We start from the raw sequence: 16,371 nt of genomic DNA on the forward strand, positions 1-16,371 counted from the left end.
GAATCTTAGGACCCTCATATATTTTTAATGATAAAAATCGAAGCGCCCTTTTTTCAAAAGAACATTGGCAGATCCAACTTGTAAGAGAGATTTGTCAGCAACACCTTTTTTCATCACAGAGGCAAGATAACCTTTAAAGTGTTTGCCTCCAACTTCGGCAATTGCTTCGTTATCACCGATAGAACAAACGGTTCCAGCAGAGGTAAAGCTAAAAGCTTGAGTTGCTTTATTATTCAGTTTTGCTTCCAAATTCACGACAACTGTATCTGCTTGTTTTAAAGCAATTTGAGCAGTTGTTGGGTAAGGGCGATTATTTTCTTTGTTCATAACCGCACTGACATCTCCAATCATGAAAATTTCTTCATTACTAGGAACGGTTAAATCCTCATTGACCATGACACGACCACGTCGAGCATCAAACCCAGAACCCTCGATAACGCTACTACCTTTAACCCCAGTCGTCCAAATAATCGTATTTGCTGCCACTTCTTCAAGTTGTTCTCCTTTTTGGTAAACAACAGCTCCAGATTTAATTTCTTTGATAGGCGTTCCAACACAGAAAGTAACTCCACGTGTTTTTAGTTTATCGATGGCATAGTTAGATAATTTTTCTGGAAACATTGGCAGTAACTTGTCCATTGCTTCGATACAGGTTATTTTCACTTGCTCTAATGGGAAACCATATTTCTTTGCTAATTTTGGCAAAAGATTTGTTAATTCGCCTAAGTATTCAATACTTGTAAAACCCGCTCCGCAAACAGCGATGCTCAAATCATTTACATCTTTAGAAGTTGCGTAGTTTGCTAATTGTGCTTCTAAGTGTTTTCTTGCTGCAGTTGCAGTTGGAATATCTACGAGACATAGACTGTTTTCTTCTACACCTGGGATATTGAACGATTCAGACTCAAATCCAAGAGCAACAACCAAGTAGTCATAAGATAAATCATTTCCTTTTTGCAGTGATACAGTTTTTGAATCTTTGTTTATTTTTTCCACAGTGTCTTGAATAAATGTGACTTTCTTTTCGTTAACGACTTGTTTTAAATCAAAACAAATCTTGTCAGAATCATGTGTACCAGCAGCTACTTCGTGTAAATAAGTTGCTTCATAGTGGTAGCTGTTTTTGTTAACCAGTACGATTTCAGCGTCTAAATGTTTTTTTTGTAGTCCTTTAATCACACGTAGTCCACCGTAACCGGCACCTAAAACTACAATTTTTTTCTTTGCCATGTTAATGCCTCCAAAATAAGTCTCTTATTGAATATCTACCGTTCTATGATAAAGCTCTTTGTGTTTAGTGTCAACAAAAAGAAACACAGTAAATAAGGCTGTAACAGTGTAAAATGTCCGTTTTCCACAACTTAATGAAAACCTTCACAATTTTTTAGCTGTTTTCACTATTAATTCACTAGTATTTTTAAAGAATCTATGATAAAGTTGTACTATATTAGTTTAATATAGTGGGGAGGGTCTAGCCCGTGTATAATATTTTATTAGCTATCATGCTTATTTTGTCTGTTCTCATCGTGATTGTTGTGATGATGCAGCCTAGCAAACAAAATAGTGCTGCAAGTGCTTTTTCTGGAGGCGCAGATCAGTTATTTGGCAAACAAAAAGCGCGCGGTTTTGAAGCGGTTATGCAACGTTTCACAACGATTCTTGGATGCGCGTGGGTGATTGTTGCCTTATTATTAGCTTATTTATCTTCTGGTTCTTAGAATAAAAAAAGCCTCCTGATTTCAGGGGGCTTTTTCTTTGAAAATAATAAAGAAGGAGAGACAAGTAGATGGTGCAAGTGAAATTACCCACAACGTTATATTTTAAACAAATACATAAAAAAAAAGCAGTTCTACTATTACATGCTTATTCTGGGAGTCCAAATGATGTCAGAATGCTCGCAAGAAAATTAGAAAAAGAAGAATACGCTGTTTATGTCCCTCTGCTTTTAGGCCATGGTACACTCAATCCTTCTGATATTTTGCGTTTTACACCAGAAGATTGGTGGGGACAAGTAAAGCAAAGCATGCATTTTTTAATAGAAGAAGGATACCAAAAAATCACAGTATTTGGGTTATCAATGGGCGGGATTTTTGCCATGCGAACACTTGAACAGTTTTCTGAGTGTAGCGCAGGCGGGTGTTTTTGTTCACCGCTCTTTCCAGATACTAAGCAAGCCATTTTACCCAATTTTCTTAGTTACTGTGAAACGGTTTTACGCTATCAAAAAAAAACGCCAGATGAAATCACTAATTTTATCCAGTCCATAAAACCTGCTGCGCAAAGCCAGTTAAGGCAAATCCAACTATTTGCTGGCCAAACAGCGGCTAGTTTAGCAGAAATTCAACAACCTGTTTTCTTAGCACAAGCAGGAAAAGATAAAATGATTGATCCAGATGCGGTCAAAGAAATAAAACAAGCATTAACACATACACAAACAGTCCTAAAAATGTATCCAGAAAGTGGACATGTCTTAACTGTGGACAAAGCACATCACCAGTTGGAAAATGATGTAGTTACTTTTTTAGCTCAACTTTAAAAGGCGTGTTTGTATGGGGATAGATGCTCGATGAAAAGAGGAAAATAATGTCAGATACAACAATTAAAGAAAAAATAATGACGTACATGAAGCAAGAAAGCAAAAAAGTACTGTCTGTTGAGCAATTAAGTGAGGGACTATCTTTGCAAAAAAGTAATGATTTTAAGCTTCTTGTTCAAACAATTGCGATTATGGAACAAGAAGGCCTATTAGAATTTACGAAAAAAGGCAAAGTGAGATTGCCAGTTAAAGATGTTCAGATAGAGGGAACTTATAGAGCAAATGAAAGAGGATTTGGTTTTGTGACCATTGATCCTGAAGAAGATGATGTGTATGTTCCAAAAGAAAATGCCGGTTTTGCTTTAGACGGAGATACTGTTTCCATTGAAATTACGAAGCCAGCTGAAGCTTGGAGCGATAAAGGAGCAGAGGGGCGTGTAGTCAAGGTTTTAAAGCGTGCTTTTACTCAGATAGTGGGCGAGTTTGTTCCTTTTGATAAAGAAACGGTCAAAGAAACAGAATTATATGGGTATGTGATTCCAAAAGATAAGAAATTAACTGCCTATCAAGTTTCGATTACAGCCACAGGTATCGAACCGGTTGAAGGTGCTATTTGTGTGGTAGAGTTAGTTCATTATCCAGAAAAAGGATATGAAAAAAGTCTCGAAGGAATTGTTAAACAAGTAGTTGGGCATAAAAATGATCCTGGAATGGATATTTTATCTATCGTAATGCAGCACGGTATTCCTACTGAATTTCCGGAAGATGTTTTAAAACAAGCAGATGCTGTTGCTGATCAGTTGAGTGAAGAAGATTTTAAAAACCGCCAAGATCGGCGAGAGCAAGTAACGGTTACAATTGATGGAGAAGATGCCAAAGATTTAGATGACGCGGTAACGGTGAGAATACTGTCAAATGGACATTATTTTTTAGGTGTGCATATTGCAGATGTTTCGTATTATGTTACTGAGAATAGTCCGCTTGATGCTGAGGCATATGACAGGGCCACTAGCGTTTATCTCACAGATAGAGTAATTCCGATGTTGCCACATCGACTTTCAAATGGAATTTGTTCGCTCAATCCCTTGGTGGACCGCTTGACGATGAGTTGTGAAATGGAGATTAATCAAGAGGGGCAAGTCGTTCGCCACGAGATTTTTCCAAGTGTTATTCGCACAAGTGCCCGGATGACGTATACGGCTGTGAACGAAATCCTGGAAGAGAAAAATGTGGAGACGAGAGAAAAGTATCAAAATCTTGTCCCAATGTTTGAACAAATGGGAGAATTGCATCAAATTTTAGAACAAATGAGACAAAGACGTGGTGCCATTTCCTTTGAAGATCATGAAGCCAAAATTTTAGTTGATGAATCAGGCCATCCAAATGAAATCGTTCTTCGAGAGCGTGGGATAGGCGAGAGAATGATTGAATCCTTTATGCTAGCTGCGAATGAAACAGTAGCTAAACATTTTAGAGAGTTAAAACTTCCTTTTATATATAGAATACATGAGCAACCTAAAGAAGAAAAAGTCCAAAGATTTTTCGAGTTTGCTACTAACTTTGGGATCGTAGTCAAAGGAACGAAAGAAGACATTTCACCCAAAGAACTACAGGCTGTTTTAGATCAAGTGGCTGGCAACCCCGAAGAAGCAGTTATCAATACCATGCTACTTCGAAGCATGCAACAAGCCAAATATTCAGAAGACCCTTATGGTCACTATGGTCTTGCGGCAGAAGACTATACACATTTCACGTCTCCTATTCGAAGATATCCAGACTTAATTGTTCATCGTTTGATTCGACAATATGACAGTTTACCTGTCCAAGAGGAAATAAAAGCGAAATGGGCAGAAGTGCTACCGGATATTGCGGACCATAGTTCGAAGATGGAACGTCGAGCGGTTGAAGCGGAACGTGATACAGATTCTTTGAAAAAAGCTGAATTTATGATGGACAAAGTGGATGAAGAATTTGACGGAATTATAAGCTCTATAACCAAGTTTGGGATGTTTGTCGAGTTGCCTAACACTGTAGAAGGGTTAATTCATTTAAAAAACTTACACCAAGATTATTTCCATTATTTGGAAAATCATCTTGCATTGGTGGGAGAAAGAACGGGTGTGACTTATAAAATCGGACAGAAAGTCCGCATCAAAGTAACACGAGCAGATCCAGAGACCAAAGAAATTGATTTTGAGTTACTAGATGCTGAATCAGTAGAGCGCATTGAAGTTCCTAAAAAGAAAAATAAAACGTTTAGTAAAAATGAAAACAAACGTCAAAAAAATCCGATAAAAAAGGAAAATTTTGATGGAAAACAAAAAAAAGGGAAGAAAAACAAACAAAATAAAAAAAGCAAAAAACCTTTTTATAAAGAGATTTCTAAAAAGAAGAAGCTGAAAAAAAAGAAATGAAATTGAGGTGAATTCAGATGCCTAAAGGTGAAGGGAAATTAATTGCACAAAATAAAAAAGCAAGACATGATTATGCTGTAACGGATACAATGGAAGCAGGAATCGTTCTTTTAGGTACGGAGATAAAATCGATCCGCAATAGTAGGATCAACCTGAAAGACGGATTTGCTCGGGTGCGTAACGGTGAAGTCTTTTTGCATAACGTGCATATCAGTCCCTATGAACAAGGGAACTTATTCAATCACGAACCTTTGAGAACAAGAAAGCTGTTGTTGCATAAAAAACAAATTGCAAAATTAACTGTTGAAACCAAAAATGCAGGTGTGACGTTAGTTCCCTTAAAAGTTTACATTAAAAATGGTTATGCCAAAGTATTGATTGGGATTGCCAAAGGGAAAAAACAATATGATAAGCGTGAAGATTTGAAGCGACGAGACATAGATCGTCAAATTGACAGAACGCTTAAAAGTCGTAGTAAGTAATCAAATAACATAAAGAAAGCCCCTCATCCATCCGCGAACGATGAGGGGCTTTCTTTTGTTTTTTATTAAAAAATAGTTCTTAGAATTAACCAAAATTTCACCACTTTTTAAGAAATATTGGTTTATTTTATTAGTGAAAAAAATATTTAGTTTTTTCATGAAAACATTTTGTAATTTCTTTGGAATGGTGGTATGATAAACCGTGTTAAAAGCAATAGTTAATAGTTCAATAAGAAAAAACTTATGTAAGAATTTCATGTATGTGTTTTTTCTTATCAAATGATAGGACTGAGGCCGTTGCTTGTTTATCCTTTAATCAGAAAAGAGGTGAAGGATCATGGAAGATCAAACTCTGAAGTTTCAGCTATTTGGTATATGGTTTGATGGAACAATTTGTTTAATGGTTTTGCTAACGTGTCTCATCGTTTTTGGCCTCGTGTTCTTTTTCTCAAGAAATTTGAAATTGAAACCCTCGGGCAAGCAAAACGCTTTGGAGTGGGTAATTGACTTTTCAAGAGGGATTGCCTCTGACAATCTGCCAAGTAAAGAAGTCGATAATTTTCACCTTCTGGGTTTTACTTTCTTAGTCTTTATATTTGTAGCCAATATGCTTGGCTTAGTGACCAAAATTGTATTTGGTCCAAACAATTATACGGTTTGGAAAAGCCCGACAGCAGATCCATTAGTAACAATGACTCTTGCTTTCACTGTTATTTTACTAACTATATTCTTTAGTGTGAAGAAGTTCGGAGTGAAAGGATACTTTGTCAATAGTTATCTAAAACCAGTGGGTTTCTTACTTCCAGTAAATATTTTAGAAGAATTTACAAACATTTTAACGTTAGGTTTACGTCTTTATGGAAATATTTTTGCTGGGGAAGTTCTACTAGGTTTGATCGCACAACTAGCTGTGCACAATGCAGCAACATTTATTGTCGCTATTCCATTAGAAATGGTATGGCAAGCCTTTTCAATGTTTATAGGTAGTATCCAAGCGTATGTATTTGTGACGCTAACCATGGTTTACATGGGACATAAGATTGAAGTATCAGAGTAGATAAAAACATCACATTATCGTGAATATTAGGAGGAAATTAAGTATGAATTATGTAGATATCGCAGCAGCAATCGCAGTTGCCGGAGCATCAATCGGTGCAGGTATTGGTAATGGACGTGTAATTTCAAAAACGATTGAATCAATGGCTCGTCAACCAGAAATGGCTGGAGAATTACGTTCAACTATGTTTATCGGTGTTGGTCTTATTGAAGCTGTGCCAATCTTAGGTGTGGTTATTTCATTACTACTATTGTTTGTATTCAACAAATAACAATACGGAGGCAGGACGCCGTTAATTCGGAGCACCGTCACTGCTTTCTTTCTATTACTAAAGAAAGGAAGTGCCAATGCGATGTTCAAACATTTGGTCGTAGCCGAAACAACTACGAGTACCACATTAGGGACATTACTATTTGTTTCGCTATGTTTTTTACTTCTGTTAGCGTTGATTAAGAAGTTTGCATGGGGTTCAATAGCTGAAATGCTAGAAAAACGTGCGGCAAAAATTGCTAATGATTTAGATTCAGCAGAACAATCTCGCATTCATGCTGCTTCTCTTGAACAAGAACGCCAAGAAAATCTTGTGAATTCTAGACAAGAAGCTGCAACGATTGTCAATAATGCGAAAAGCGTTGCTGAAAAAAGCGGTGCAACTATTCTCAACGATGCAAAAGATGAAGCACGACAAGTGAAGCAAAAAGCAAAAGATGATATTGAATTAGAACGTCAACAAGCATTAAGTTCTGTGAAAGATGAAGTAGCAGAATTCTCTGTTCAAATTGCAACAAAAATTTTACAAAAAGAACTAACAAAAGAAGCACACGAAGATTTGATTAATTCCTGCATCGAAGGGTTGGGAAACAATCATGAAACTAGATAAAGACACAGTAGGAAAACGGTATAGTAAAGCGTTGTTTGAACTTTCGGTTGAAAAAAAGCAACTTGAAGAAGTCAATGAACAACTAAAAGAATTGAAAAAGATTTTTGAAGAAATACCTGATCTAGGACATATGTTGACCGACGTTCGCTTGAATCTAGATGAAAAAAAATTACTTATGCAACAATTAGAAAAACCATTTGAAGGAATTGTACGACAATTCATTCGTGTTGTATATGATTATGCTCGAATGGATGATTTACTTTTAATGATTGAAGATTTTCAACATTTATATTACGAGCACCACGGAGTTGTATACGGTAAAGTGACAACAGTCGTGCCTCTAACTGAGAATCAAAAGAAAAAAATTGAAATGAAATTAGCACAGCTACTAGGATATAAAGAAGCTAAAGTAAGCTGTATGATTGATGAAAGCTTGATTGGTGGCATGATTGTCGAAGCAAATCACCATGTTATTGATGGAAGTGTAAAAGCCAAATTGAATAAAATGCGTAGTGTTTTACAAAATTAATGGCGAATGAAAATGTGAAGAGGTGAAACGGATGAGCATCAAGGCAGAAGAAATCAGTGCATTAATCAAAGAGCAAATTGCCCACTATGAAGATGATTTAAAAGTAGACGAAGTAGGAACAGTTACCTACGTTGGGGATGGTATTGCCAGAGCTCATGGTTTAGAAAATGCAATGTCTGGTGAATTGTTAGAATTCTCCACTGGCGCATATGGAATGGCGCAAAACCTTGAATCAAATGATGTAGGTATTATTGTCCTTGGAGAATTTGAAAATATTCGTGAAGGGGACAAAGTAAAACGGACAGGAAAAATTATGGAAGTCCCAGTAGGGGAAGCTTTAATTGGACGTGTCGTAAATCCGTTAGGTCAACCAGTCGATGGACTTGGTGACATTGCAACGGATAAAACAAGACCTGTGGAAGCAGCAGCTCCAGGAGTTATGCAACGTAAATCAGTTGATGAACCACTACAAACTGGTTTAAAAGCGATTGATGCTTTAGTCCCAATTGGTCGTGGACAACGTGAACTAGTAATTGGAGACCGTAAAACAGGAAAAACATCTATTGCAATTGATACGATTTTGAATCAAAAAGGTCAAAATATGATTTGTATCTATGTAGCTATTGGACAAAAAGAATCAACTGTGCGTACACAAGTTGAAACATTAAAACGTTATGGGGCAATGGATTATACAATTGTTGTGACAGCAGGTGCTTCACAACCTTCTCCATTATTGTATATCGCACCATATGCTGGAACAGCGATGGGTGAAGAATTTATGTACAATGGTAAGCACGTGTTGATTGTATTTGATGATTTATCAAAACAAGCAGCAGCTTATCGTGAAATTTCTTTATTACTTCGTCGTCCTCCAGGTCGTGAAGCCTATCCAGGGGATGTTTTCTATTTGCACTCACGTTTATTAGAACGTGCGGCAAAACTCAGTGATGAACTAGGTGGTGGATCCATGACTGCCTTACCATTTGTTGAAACGCAAGCAGGAGATATCTCAGCGTATATTCCAACAAACGTAATTTCTATCACAGATGGCCAAATTTTCTTGGAAAGTGATCTATTTTATTCTGGTGTTCGTCCTGCGATTGCTGCTGGATTATCAGTATCACGTGTAGGGGGTTCCGCCCAAATCAAAGCAATGAAAAAAGTAGCAGGAACACTTCGTTTAGATTTAGCTAGTTACCGAGAACTTGAAGCATTTACACAGTTTGGTTCAGATTTAGATGAAGCAACACAAGCAAAATTAAATCGTGGACGTAGAACTGTAGAAATCCTAAAACAAGATTTGCATGCACCGCTTGCGGTTGAAAAGCAAGTAGTCATTTTATATGCATTAACACATGGCTTCTTAGACAGTGTTCCCGTAAACGATATTTTACGCTTTGAAAAAGAATTGTTTGAATACGTGGAACAAAATCATGATGAATTATTTGAAACAATTCGTACAACAAAAGAATTGCCAGAAGCAAAAGACTTAGATGCAGCAATCAATGCATACAAAGAAATGTTCAGTGCGACAAGTACCGCTTCAGCCAGTCAAAAAGGTGGAAACGAATAAAGGATGGTGACAAAAATTGGGAGCATCACTAACTGAAATCAAAAAAAGAATTGGCTCAACAAAAAAAACAAGTCAGATTACCAGTGCCATGCAAGTGGTATCTGGGGCTAAGCTCAACAAATCTGAACAAGCAGCAACACAATTTCAGGTTTATGCTTCTAAAGTTAGAGAAATCGTCACTCATTTGGTTTCGTCTCAGCTTCCAGCATATGACTCTTCTGCAAAAGGCAGTCAGTCAGCGGATGTTGATTATCATAGTATGTTAGTTTCTAGACCAGTTAAACGAACGGGATACATTGTCATCACTTCTGATAGAGGTCTTGTAGGAAGCTATAATAGTTCGATTTTGAAACAAACATTATCTATGCTAGAAAAAGATCATCAATCTGCAGATGAATATGCCATTATGGCGATTGGAAGTACTGGTGCAGATTTCTTTAAGTCTAGAAAATACGATCTTTCTTATGAACTGAGAGGTTTGAGTGATCAACCTTCTTTTGAAGAAGTAAGAAAAATTGTGACAACTGCTACGAAAATGTACGAACAAGAAGTTTTTGATGAATTATATGTTTGTTATAATCATCACGTTAATTCTTTGACAAGCGAATTTCGTGCAGAAAAAATGTTGCCGATTTCTGATATTGATACGAATGAAGCAAAATCTTATGATGTAGAGTATCTTCTAGAACCAAATGAAGATGCCATATTAGAAAATTTACTACCGCAATATGCTGAGAGCTTGATCTACGGGGCAATTTTAGATGCGAAGACTGCAGAACATGCAGCCTCAATGACCTCAATGAAAAGTGCTACAGATAATGCAGGAAAGATTATTGATGAGTTAACCATTTCATATAACCGAGCACGCCAAGCATCCATTACACAGGAGATTACAGAGATAGTTGGCGGAGCTGCGGCATTAGAATGATGACGGGAGGAAAATGGAATGAATTCAGGTAAGATTGTACAAGTCATCGGTCCCGTTGTTGACGTGGAATTTCCGTTAGACAAATCATTACCCGATATAAACAATGCTCTAGTTGTTTATAAGTCTGGTTCTAAGCAAAAAGTTGTGTTAGAAGTTGCGTTAGAACTCGGAGACGGTGTAATTCGCACAATTGCGATGGAATCAACTGATGGATTACAAAGAGGAATGGAAGTGCTTGACACTGGTGGTCCGATTTCTGTTCCTGTTGGGGAAGAAACTTTAGGGCGTGTCTTCAACGTATTAGGAGAAACAATTGATAGAGAAGCACCCTTTCCAGAGGATGCAAAACGTAGTGGGATTCATAAAAAAGCCCCTGAATTTGATGATTTAAGTACAAGTACTGAAATTTTAGAAACTGGAATCAAAGTCATTGATTTACTTGCTCCTTACTTAAAAGGTGGTAAAATCGGACTATTCGGTGGTGCCGGTGTTGGGAAAACGGTCTTGATTCAAGAACTAATCCACAATATTGCACAAGAACATGGTGGGATTTCAGTATTTACTGGTGTTGGTGAACGAACACGTGAAGGTAATGACTTGTATTTTGAAATGAAAGAGTCAGGCGTTATTGAAAAAACAGCGATGGTGTTTGGACAAATGAACGAACCACCAGGTGCTAGAATGCGTGTGGCACTGACAGGACTTACGATTGCGGAGTATTTCCGTGATGTTGAAGGTCAAGATGTACTCTTGTTTATTGATAATATTTTCCGTTTCACTCAAGCTGGTTCAGAAGTATCTGCGCTATTAGGACGTATGCCATCAGCAGTTGGATACCAACCAACACTTGCGACTGAAATGGGACAATTACAAGAACGAATTACCTCTACTAAAAAAGGGTCTATTACTTCGATTCAAGCCATCTATGTACCAGCAGATGACTATACCGATCCGGCGCCAGCAACCGCTTTTGCGCATTTGGATGCGACGACTAACCTTGAACGCCGTTTGACAGAACAAGGGATTTATCCAGCCGTTGATCCATTGGCCTCTTCTTCAAGTGCTCTTGCACCTGAAATTGTTGGGGCGGAACATTACAATGTTGCAACAGAAGTTCAACGTGTGCTTCAACGTTACCGTGAACTTCAAGATATCATTGCAATACTTGGGATGGATGAATTATCAGATACTGAAAAAGTTTTAGTATCTCGTGCTAGACGAATTCAATTATTCTTGTCACAAAACTTTAACGTTGCAGAACAATTTACCGGACAACCTGGGTCGTATGTTCCAGTTGCTGAAACGGTCAAAGGATTTAGGGCTATTTTAGATGGTAAATATGACGAATATCCAGAAGAAGCTTTCCGAAGTGTCGGCCGTATAGAAGACGTCGTGGAAAAAGCGAAACAACTAGGTTACTAATAAGGAGGCATCACCATGGGTAACAAATTAGTCGTGAATGTTGTGACTCCGAATGGAACGATTTATGAGCATAATGCTAAGTTAGTTGTGGCAAAAACGATTGACGGTGAAGTGGGTATTATGCCAAATCATGCGCCTATTATCGTTCCACTTGCAATAGATGAAGTGCGAGTGAGAAGGACGGATGCAGACACACACGTGGATTGGATTGCTGTTAATGGTGGGATTATGGAAATGCGTGATAATATTGTTTCTATAATTGCTGATAGTGCAGAGCGTGATCGTGATATCGATGTTTCTAGAGCAGAAAGAGCAAAGATACGTGCAGAGCGTAAAATTCAAAAAGCGAAAGAACTTCAAGATAAAAATGAACTCAAACGTGCAACAGTTGCACTACACAGAGCCATTAATAGAATTAATGCTTCAAGTCACCATTAAAAAATAGTGAGCCTTTGGCTCACTATTTTTTTGCTTGAAAAGACATAAGTATGTTAGAATAGGAGAATAGATTGTTTATATTAAGAAATGAGGGAAAACCAGATTGTCACAGATATATGGCATTGATGCGATTTTACGGTTAAGTTTACATCTAATTTTCATATACATAGCTTTTTGGGCGATTCAATCTCTAAGTCTTGAACAATTGTTTAAACGAAATCAAACAAAAAAAATTCAGGTTTTTTATCTTCTTTTAGCAATAGTCATCGGATATACTGTGAGTTCTTTCTTCTGGGAATGTATGACATTAACTAAGAATTTTCTCGCTGTTTTTATGCAGTCTTAAAGAAATAAAACTTTAAGTTTAAAAATGGTATTCATATGCAAACATTAATGCTATAATAACTAAGGTTTGTTAAAATTTTGGAGGGGAAATAATGGACTATATTCTTGTTCAAGGCGGAAATAAGTTGGAAGGAACAGTGAAAATCGAAGGGGCAAAAAATGCTGTTTTACCTATCCTTGCTGCAACGTTGCTTGCAGAAGAAGGCCAAACGGTACTGAATAATGTACCTATTCTTTCAGATGTTTTTATGATGAACAACGTGATTCGCCACTTAAATACAACAGTTGATTTTAATCAACAAAAAAATCAAGTTATCATCGATGCAACGAAAGATTTATTTGTCGAGGCACCTTATGAATATGTAAGTAAAATGAGAGCTTCTATCGTCGTGATGGGACCTTTGTTAGCACGAAATGGACATGCGAAAGTCGCTATGCCAGGTGGTTGTGCCATTGGGAAAAGACCAATTGATCTCCATTTAAAGGGATTTCAAGCATTAGGAGCCACGATACGTCAAGAAAATGGCTATATTGAAGCCATTGCCGATCAATTACATGGCGCACGTATTTATTTGGATTTTCCAAGTGTTGGTGCGACACAAAACATTATGATGGCAGCAGTGAAAGCGATTGGAACTACTGTGATTGAAAATGTTGCGCGTGAGCCAGAGATTGTCGATTTGGCGAACGTCTTGAATAAAATGGGCGCTAAAATAGTTGGTGCTGGAACTGAAACGATGAAAATTGAAGGGGTCGAAAAGCTTCATGCGGTAGAGCATGCGATTGTCCAAGATCGGATTGAGGCAGGAACCTTTATGGTTGCCGCAGCGATGACAGCTGGGAACGTCCTGATTCATGAAGGGATTATGGAGCACAATAGTCCCCTAATCTCAAAGCTTCGTGAGATGGGTGTTACAGTCGAAGAAGAAGAAAACGGGATTCGAGTGATTGGAACGGATCACTTAAAGGCAACAGATATTAAAACGATGCCTCATCCTGGCTTCCCAACAGATATGCAAGCACAAATGTCTGCTTTACAAGTAGTGGCTCAAGGAACGAGTACCGTCACTGAAACTGTTTTTGAAAATCGTTTTCAGCATTTAGATGAAATGGTACGTATGGGTGCTGAATATAAGGTGGATAACAATACAGCTTATATATATGGAACTCCTCAGCTACACGGTGCAGAGGTAGCTGCAACCGATTTACGAGCCGCAGCAGCACTCGTTTTGGCAGGGCTGGTGGCAAAAGGCCGTACAAAAGTGACTCATTTAGAGTATTTAGACCGTGGATATTACGATTTTCATCATAAACTTCAAAAATTAGGTGGAAATGTTGAGCGTGTCTATGATACGATGATTGAAGTAGAAAAATCTGTATTAGAAGAAGTATAGAAAAGCAAGAGGAGTCCGAGAATGAAATCTTCCCGTTATATTACACGCAATTTAATAAAAATATTGATGGTTCTATTATTAATCTTGGTTTTATTTTTGATTGGTTTAGTCATTGGATATAGTGTAATTGGAGAAGGGAAAAGTTCAGAAGTGTTTAAGTCTGGAACTTGGATACATATTTTAGACTTCTTTAAAAAATAAAAGCCAAAGTGCGAAACACGCACTTTGGCTTTTTTTAATTATTTAGTTTCTAAGTAATCAACAAGTGGTTTAGCTAGTACAGTTGCAGATTCTCCTGTTTGATAGTCCTCAATCGATGAGACAACTAGATATTTGCCATTGCTTGCATCAAATGCAAGTAAAAAGCTATTCTCTTTGCCTTTTTCATCTTGTTTTTCTTTTAATTCAGCTGTTCCAGTTTTGGCTGCTAACGTAGCTGAACTGTTGTAAAGAGAATGGGCCGTCCCATTTTCATCTGCAACGACTTGGACTAAATCAGTTTTTAGTTCATTTGCAGTAGTACTTTTGATTACTTCTTTTTTTGTTTTCGTCTTTTCTTCTTTTAACAAGTGTGGGTACACGAGCGTTCCTTGATTACTAAAGACGGAATAAATCGTGGCTTGTTGAATAGGTGAAAGCAATAATTGTCCTTGACCATAAGCGGTGTCTGCAAGTAAAATCTCTGAATTGAAAGATTTTTTGTTTGAAATTTGTGCAGCGTCCATTGCGATTGGAAGGTCTAGTTTCTCACCAAAGATAAACTTATCAAGTCCTTTTCTAAAAGTAGTCTCGCCCATCTCAAGTGCTTCTTGGGCAAAGTATATATTGTCTGAATAGATCAGGGCAGTTTTCATTGTTACAGAGGATAAATCCGAAACACGTGTTACTTGGTAATCACCCCAACTAGAATTTTTTTGCCATTTTAGTCCATTGATTGTGCGCACTTTATCTGGCTGAGTGACACCAGCATCTAGCCCAATTGCGGCTGTGATGGTTTTAAAAGTAGAGCCAGGTGCATATCTGGAGGCGTAACGTGCCAGAAAAGGTTTGGCAGCATTATTTGCATAGCTATTATAGTCTGCTTGCGAAATGCCAAGTGAAAATTTGTTAGGGTCAAAGGAGGGAGAACTCGCTAAAGCTTCCACAGCCCCTGTAGTGGGATTGGTTACAATGGTTGATCCTGATTTTCCTTGCAGTGCCTCATAACTTTTTTGCTGAATATCTGAGCGAATCGTTAAGGTAATGGTTTGCCCATCTTTTTTATCTTTTGAAAATAAAGTATCTTTAATGGCACCTGCACTAGTCAATATATTGATTTTCCCACCAGGAGTTCCTTGTAACTTTTTCTCGTAAGTTTTCTCAAGTCCGCTTCGGCCAACCAATGAATTTTCATTTAAAGCTGCATTTTCTTTTAGATCATCAGCTGTTGCACTACTAGTATAGCCAATCAGTTGCGCAGAAGCTTCTTTTAATGGATAATAACGAACAGTTTTTTTGCCAATGGTAGTTCCGGTGAGGGCGACATATGCTTCGTTATAGAGCGTCTTAAGCGGAACAAAAGAATCATCTGTTACCCACGATTGTTTCAGCTGAGATTCGATGAAACTTTTTTCGAGTTGATATTTTTGAGCAATTGCGTCAATATTTTTAGTTTTTTCAGCGCCTGTTCCAAGCTCTTTGGGCACAACTCCTAATTGGTCAAGTGCTTGGTTAGTGGCTAGGGGAGTCCCATCCTGATCAACAATCGTGCCTCGACTAGCCTCATCTGTTGTAACAGAGATTTTATCATTACCAGTCATTCCAGGAAAGATTAAAGAAGGCTTCCAGTCTACTTTATAGTTGCCATCTACTTTTTTTAAAGTAGTTTTATACGTCAAGTCTTTCAAGTTACCCAATTCCGTATCCATTGCGAGTTTATAAGAGAGGGTGTAGGTATTGCTCTTAGTTTTTTTGATGGAAATACTACTTGTCTGAATTTTTTGTACGTTTAAACCAGAGAAAACTGCTTCATATTTTTTAGCTACAGTTTTTTGGGTATAATCTGTCTGTTTCAAAGAATTCGGATTGATTAATTTTGACAACTCAGTCGTATTTTTGGCTTTTAATTCTGATAAAAAGCTCTGTGCCACTTCCTTGCTTTTTTGTTTATCTTGATAACTACTATAGAAAGTAAAGCACATAGCTATAACTCCAACAACCACAACCCCTCCGATAATTAAAAAAGGTCGGTTCTTTGTTCTTTTGTTAGTTGTTCTTTTCATATAAATCCTCCTTGATTTCTGCTAAAATAAAGTATACGCTAGTTTAGAAAATAAATATATAATGGAGTGCGGAGAATTCTAAAAAAATAATGATGCCCTAATTAGAAAGGCA

The 16,371-nt window shown here is 37.5% G+C and carries 17 protein-coding genes; 15 read left to right on the top strand and 2 right to left on the bottom strand.

Translation table 11 applies throughout. The features are described 5' to 3' along the window. Window positions 1-24: 24 nt before the first annotated feature. Complete coding sequence (locus tag CBF30_RS01470) at window positions 25-1,230, bottom strand: NAD(P)/FAD-dependent oxidoreductase (protein WP_126822045.1); 1,206 nt, start codon at window positions 1,228-1,230, stop codon at window positions 25-27. Between the two features lie 248 nt (window positions 1,231-1,478). Here CBF30_RS01470 and secG point away from each other — a divergent pair, with 248 nt between their 5' ends. The 15 genes from secG to CBF30_RS01545 all read left to right on the top strand — a co-directional run bounded on the left by secG (window position 1,479) and on the right by CBF30_RS01545 (window position 14,199). Continuing rightward, entirely contained in the window at window positions 1,479-1,718 is a 240-nt protein-coding gene (gene secG / locus CBF30_RS01475; protein WP_126822047.1) for a preprotein translocase subunit SecG, read from the top strand. 68 nt (window positions 1,719-1,786) lie between these two features. Continuing rightward, entirely contained in the window at window positions 1,787-2,536 is a 750-nt protein-coding gene (locus tag CBF30_RS01480; protein ID WP_126822049.1) for an alpha/beta hydrolase, read from the top strand. A gap of 47 nt (window positions 2,537-2,583) precedes the next feature. Then, window positions 2,584-4,950, top strand: coding sequence for a ribonuclease R (rnr, locus tag CBF30_RS01485; RefSeq protein WP_126822051.1), 2,367 nt, complete (start codon window positions 2,584-2,586; stop codon window positions 4,948-4,950). A gap of 17 nt (window positions 4,951-4,967) precedes the next feature. Further along, the gene (gene smpB, locus CBF30_RS01490) at window positions 4,968-5,432 is read left to right on the top strand and encodes an SsrA-binding protein SmpB (protein WP_126822053.1); all 465 of its coding nucleotides are present in this window, start codon (window positions 4,968-4,970) and stop codon (window positions 5,430-5,432) included. Window positions 5,433-5,769: 337 nt separating this feature from the next. After that, window positions 5,770-6,489 carry a F0F1 ATP synthase subunit A gene (atpB, locus tag CBF30_RS01495; RefSeq protein WP_126822055.1) on the top strand — a complete coding sequence of 240 codons (720 nt, stop codon included), beginning with the start codon at window positions 5,770-5,772 and terminating at the stop codon, window positions 6,487-6,489. Window positions 6,490-6,532: 43 nt separating this feature from the next. Then, the gene (atpE, locus tag CBF30_RS01500; RefSeq protein ID WP_126822057.1) at window positions 6,533-6,760 is read left to right on the top strand and encodes an ATP synthase F0 subunit C; all 228 of its coding nucleotides are present in this window, start codon (window positions 6,533-6,535) and stop codon (window positions 6,758-6,760) included. Window positions 6,761-6,841: 81 nt separating this feature from the next. Further along, the gene (atpF, locus tag CBF30_RS01505) at window positions 6,842-7,369 is read left to right on the top strand and encodes a F0F1 ATP synthase subunit B (protein WP_126822059.1); all 528 of its coding nucleotides are present in this window, start codon (window positions 6,842-6,844) and stop codon (window positions 7,367-7,369) included. Continuing rightward, window positions 7,356-7,898: an ATP synthase F1 subunit delta gene (gene atpH / locus CBF30_RS01510; RefSeq protein ID WP_126822061.1), complete on the top strand. Its 543-nt coding sequence runs from the start codon at window positions 7,356-7,358 to the stop codon at window positions 7,896-7,898. Before atpF ends, atpH begins: the two co-directional genes overlap by 14 nt. 31 nt (window positions 7,899-7,929) lie before the next feature. Next, window positions 7,930-9,471 carry a F0F1 ATP synthase subunit alpha gene (gene atpA, locus CBF30_RS01515; RefSeq protein ID WP_126822063.1) on the top strand — a complete coding sequence of 514 codons (1,542 nt, stop codon included), beginning with the start codon at window positions 7,930-7,932 and terminating at the stop codon, window positions 9,469-9,471. Window positions 9,472-9,487: 16 nt separating this feature from the next. After that, a complete protein-coding gene (locus tag CBF30_RS01520) occupies window positions 9,488-10,399 on the top strand; it encodes a F0F1 ATP synthase subunit gamma (protein WP_126822065.1) in 912 nt (303 codons plus the stop codon). 18 nt (window positions 10,400-10,417) lie between these two features. Next, window positions 10,418-11,821, top strand: a complete 1,404-nt coding sequence (gene atpD / locus CBF30_RS01525) for a F0F1 ATP synthase subunit beta (RefSeq protein ID WP_126822067.1) — start codon at window positions 10,418-10,420, stop codon at window positions 11,819-11,821. Window positions 11,822-11,836: 15 nt separating this feature from the next. Beyond that, on the top strand, window positions 11,837-12,259 hold the full coding sequence (locus CBF30_RS01530) for a F0F1 ATP synthase subunit epsilon (protein ID WP_126822069.1): 423 nt from the start codon (window positions 11,837-11,839) through the stop codon (window positions 12,257-12,259). A gap of 103 nt (window positions 12,260-12,362) precedes the next feature. Further along, entirely contained in the window at window positions 12,363-12,605 is a 243-nt protein-coding gene (locus CBF30_RS01535; RefSeq protein WP_126822071.1) for a DUF1146 family protein, read from the top strand. A 91-nt stretch (window positions 12,606-12,696) separates the two neighbouring features. After that, window positions 12,697-13,998: a UDP-N-acetylglucosamine 1-carboxyvinyltransferase gene (gene murA / locus CBF30_RS01540; RefSeq protein WP_126822073.1), complete on the top strand. Its 1,302-nt coding sequence runs from the start codon at window positions 12,697-12,699 to the stop codon at window positions 13,996-13,998. Between the two features lie 21 nt (window positions 13,999-14,019). Continuing rightward, a complete protein-coding gene (locus tag CBF30_RS01545) occupies window positions 14,020-14,199 on the top strand; it encodes a DNA-directed RNA polymerase subunit beta (RefSeq protein ID WP_126822075.1) in 180 nt (59 codons plus the stop codon). Window positions 14,200-14,237: 38 nt separating this feature from the next. Here CBF30_RS01545 and pbp4 read toward each other — a convergent pair whose 3' ends face one another. Beyond that, window positions 14,238-16,259, bottom strand: a complete 2,022-nt coding sequence (gene pbp4 / locus CBF30_RS01550; RefSeq protein WP_126822077.1) for a penicillin-binding protein PBP4(5) — start codon at window positions 16,257-16,259, stop codon at window positions 14,238-14,240. Window positions 16,260-16,371 lie beyond the last annotated feature (112 nt).

Source organism: Vagococcus entomophilus, from assembly GCF_003987595.1.
Lineage (GTDB): Bacteria > Bacillota > Bacilli > Lactobacillales > Vagococcaceae > Vagococcus_E > Vagococcus_E entomophilus.

Bases quoted from the DNA above. Each gene is read 5' to 3' on its own strand.
- CBF30_RS01470 (WP_126822045.1), bottom strand. From the start codon at position 1,230: ATGGCAAAGAAAAAAATTGTAGTTTTAGGTGCCGGTTACGGTGGACTA.
- CBF30_RS01480 (WP_126822049.1), top strand. From the start codon at position 1,787: ATGGTGCAAGTGAAATTACCCACAACGTTATATTTTAAACAAATACAT.
- rnr (WP_126822051.1), top strand. From the start codon at position 2,584: ATGTCAGATACAACAATTAAAGAAAAAATAATGACGTACATGAAGCAA.
- smpB (WP_126822053.1), top strand. From the start codon at position 4,968: ATGCCTAAAGGTGAAGGGAAATTAATTGCACAAAATAAAAAAGCAAGA.
- atpB (WP_126822055.1), top strand. From the start codon at position 5,770: ATGGAAGATCAAACTCTGAAGTTTCAGCTATTTGGTATATGGTTTGAT.
- atpE (WP_126822057.1), top strand. From the start codon at position 6,533: ATGAATTATGTAGATATCGCAGCAGCAATCGCAGTTGCCGGAGCATCA.
- atpF (WP_126822059.1), top strand. From the start codon at position 6,842: ATGTTCAAACATTTGGTCGTAGCCGAAACAACTACGAGTACCACATTA.
- atpH (WP_126822061.1), top strand. From the start codon at position 7,356: ATGAAACTAGATAAAGACACAGTAGGAAAACGGTATAGTAAAGCGTTG.
- atpA (WP_126822063.1), top strand. From the start codon at position 7,930: ATGAGCATCAAGGCAGAAGAAATCAGTGCATTAATCAAAGAGCAAATT.
- atpD (WP_126822067.1), top strand. From the start codon at position 10,418: ATGAATTCAGGTAAGATTGTACAAGTCATCGGTCCCGTTGTTGACGTG.
- CBF30_RS01530 (WP_126822069.1), top strand. From the start codon at position 11,837: ATGGGTAACAAATTAGTCGTGAATGTTGTGACTCCGAATGGAACGATT.
- murA (WP_126822073.1), top strand. From the start codon at position 12,697: ATGGACTATATTCTTGTTCAAGGCGGAAATAAGTTGGAAGGAACAGTG.
- CBF30_RS01545 (WP_126822075.1), top strand. From the start codon at position 14,020: ATGAAATCTTCCCGTTATATTACACGCAATTTAATAAAAATATTGATG.
- pbp4 (WP_126822077.1), bottom strand. From the start codon at position 16,259: ATGAAAAGAACAACTAACAAAAGAACAAAGAACCGACCTTTTTTAATT.